Below are 2,585 nucleotides of genomic sequence, written 5' to 3' on the forward strand. Positions count from 1 at the left end.
CATCATGCCCTACAGCCCGCCGCGGCGGTATCGCCGGCGGCGGAAACGGGCGCGGCGCCGGGCCCGGCGGGCCGACGAACGCGCCGCGGAGTTGACGGCGCCCCCGCCCTGCTTTACTATCCCGCGTCGCCGCTGCCGGGGTGGCGGAATTGGCAGACGCGCATGGTTCAGGTCCATGTGTCCGCAAGGACGTGCGAGTTCGAGTCTCGCCCTCGGCACCATAACTCAGCGGCAAGAAAGCCCAGCCCTCGCGGCTGGGTTTTTCGTTTCTGGGTGGTCGATCGCCGTTCCGCACGGCGTCGGCGAGAGCCTCGGCCCGTGGAGGCTCGTTCGCCGGGAGCTCGCCGGACCGAAAGGCGCCCTTCCGTCGTACCATCGGGTCGCGCCGCCCTCCGCGCGGCGCGAGAGGGGGGGAGCATGTTCTTCGTCGGCTGGTTCATCCCGTTCGTGGTCGGGTACCTGATCTTCTGCGGCCTTCGCCATCTTCTCCGGCGCCGCTGAGGGCCTGCGCCCTCAACGACAGGGATCTACGCTTCCGCGGCCTTCCGCCGCCGTCCGCAACAGCCGAGCCTCACGCGTGGGCGCCGCCGCTCGCCGACGCCTCCGCCAGCAGCGCCGCGAACTCGTCGGGCGCGCTCCCGCGCTCCGTCTCGGCGGTCGCCAGCGCCCTCTCCCGACGAATCGAGCACGTCTCGCGGAACTCGCGCGCTTCCGCCGACTGCGTGAATTCGACGGTCACGCCCTTCGTCTTCGCGAACGCCTCGATCTCGCCGAGAGAAACGGCGAAGAACTCCTTCCGCATGTTGACCAAGTTGACGCTGCGGTCCGCAAACTCCCTGTGAAGGTCCTTCTCCAGCGTCGGCGCGTCGTCCGAGTACATCATCGCGTGAACGTCGAACTGGAACGGCACCGATGCGTCGCCGAGTTCCCGCACGCGGTCCATCGGCTCGAGCCGCCGCGTCATGCCGATCTTGAAGACCGACTCCCCGAACGACCCGACGTTGGAAATCACGTACACGTATCCGCAGCGGGTCTGCTCCGCCATCGACTTGGCGCGCTCCAACTTCGCCTGCGCCTCGGCGAGCTTCTCTTCGAGCGCCCGGACTTTCGCGTTGGCCGCCTCGATCTCGTCGCCCTTCGCCTTCTCGACCTCCGCGCGGGCCTTCGACAACGCGCGCTCGAACCGTTCCTCCTCGCTCGCGGCCTCCTGCTGCGCCCGGTCGAACTCACGTTGCGCGCGCTCCTCCTCCCGCATGCGCTCGCGGATCTCCCGCTGCTCTTCCTGCTCCTCGTGCTTCTTCTGCTCGTACTCGTGCGCGAGCCGCAGTTCCGCCAACGCCAGGTCGAGGTACTCCGGGACGATGCTCACTTGGCTGGACGTGCCCATCTCGTTGATGGCCGCGTACGCCCGGCGGATACGCTCCTCCATCTTCACGACGTTGTTCCAAGCCACCTTCGCCGCCGCCGCGTCCGTCTCGCCGTTGAAGGCCCGCAACATGACCTTGATGTTCTGCTTGGTCATGCGCGCGCCTTCCTTGACGCTTCCCCCGACGGTCCACGTCGTCTCGCACACCGCGGCTCGTCCCGCGCGCACCATTTCCTTCTTCTTCCGCCACACGTCCTCGAGAGCCGCCCGATACGCCGCCGAATGCTCGAAGTTGTAGTGCGGCTTGTAGACGCCGAAGCTCATGTCCTCCAAGTTCTCTTCGAGGAGCGCCACTTCGGCCTTCAGCTTCTCCCACACGCCGTAGTCCCGCCGGTAGGCGGCGAGCAACGTGTCTCGGTTCTGCGTCGCCTCGGCGATCTCCGCGGTCCGCGCGGCCAGCTCCGCGTCGAGATCGAGGATCGGGCCGTACTTCTCGCGGACCTTCGCATGTTCGGCGTTCAGGGACTCGTTTTCCGAACGCAGCGTCCCGTTGACGGCGGCGACGCGCTTCGCGCGGAGAAAACAGACCACCGCCGCGACGGCGGCGATCAGAGCTACGGCAAGCGACACATCGACGATGTCCATCATTCCCCCCCCGACGCCGCCGGATGTCGCGGCGTCGAAGGGAGCCTACTGCAGCCCAACGATTCGTTCTACCGGGCCTGCCCGCCCCGTCGCGTGGGGCCGCGGAGGGGTCCGCGGCACGCGGCGACGTTCGCCGGAGATCACGTCGGGCGGCGGGCGCGGAGGCGTCTTGAGCGCGGCAACGATCGTCGGGACGCGCCGGCGGTCCCTACCGCTCGACGGCCACGAACGTCTTCTCGAGGTGGAGCTTCTTGCCGGAGACGAGGTCCTCGACGTCCGCGATCATCGTGTAGCGGCCGAGGGGATCGGTGGGGTCGAAGACGAAGACCATGCCGCCGACGCTCAGCTGAAGTTGGTTCTTGCGCGGGGCCGGCTTGCCCGACCACAGTTCGCCCCGGTCGCCGTCGCCGTAGGACGAGCCGTCCGGCTTGAACAGCTTGAACGTCACCACGGCGTTGCAGTTCCCGCGCGCGTCGGCCGCGCAGCCGGTGAACACGACGAAGCCGGCGAGCCGCTTCCCGCGCGCCACCGTCTCCGCCGCCGGAACCGGCGCCGCGCCGCCGACCCGCTCCCA

The 2,585-nt window shown here is 68.6% G+C and carries 2 protein-coding genes and 1 tRNA gene; 1 reads left to right on the forward strand and 2 read right to left on the reverse strand.

The genetic code is table 11. The annotated features are described in order from the left end of the window. Window positions 1-134 precede the first annotated feature (134 nt). A tRNA-Leu gene (locus tag LLG88_01560) sits at window positions 135-221 on the forward strand. 350 nt (window positions 222-571) lie between these two features. Here LLG88_01560 and LLG88_01565 read toward each other — a convergent pair. Beyond that, window positions 572-2,011: a DUF4041 domain-containing protein gene (locus LLG88_01565; GenBank protein ID MCE5245595.1), complete on the reverse strand. Its 1,440-nt coding sequence runs from the start codon at window positions 2,009-2,011 to the stop codon at window positions 572-574. Between the two features lie 208 nt (window positions 2,012-2,219). Continuing rightward, window positions 2,220-2,585 (reverse strand): hypothetical protein (locus LLG88_01570; GenBank protein MCE5245596.1); only part of this gene is annotated, 366 nt, incomplete at its 5' end.

The sequence above is a fragment of the bacterium genome (genome assembly GCA_021372775.1).
Lineage (GTDB): Bacteria > Acidobacteriota > Polarisedimenticolia > J045 > J045 > JAJFTU01.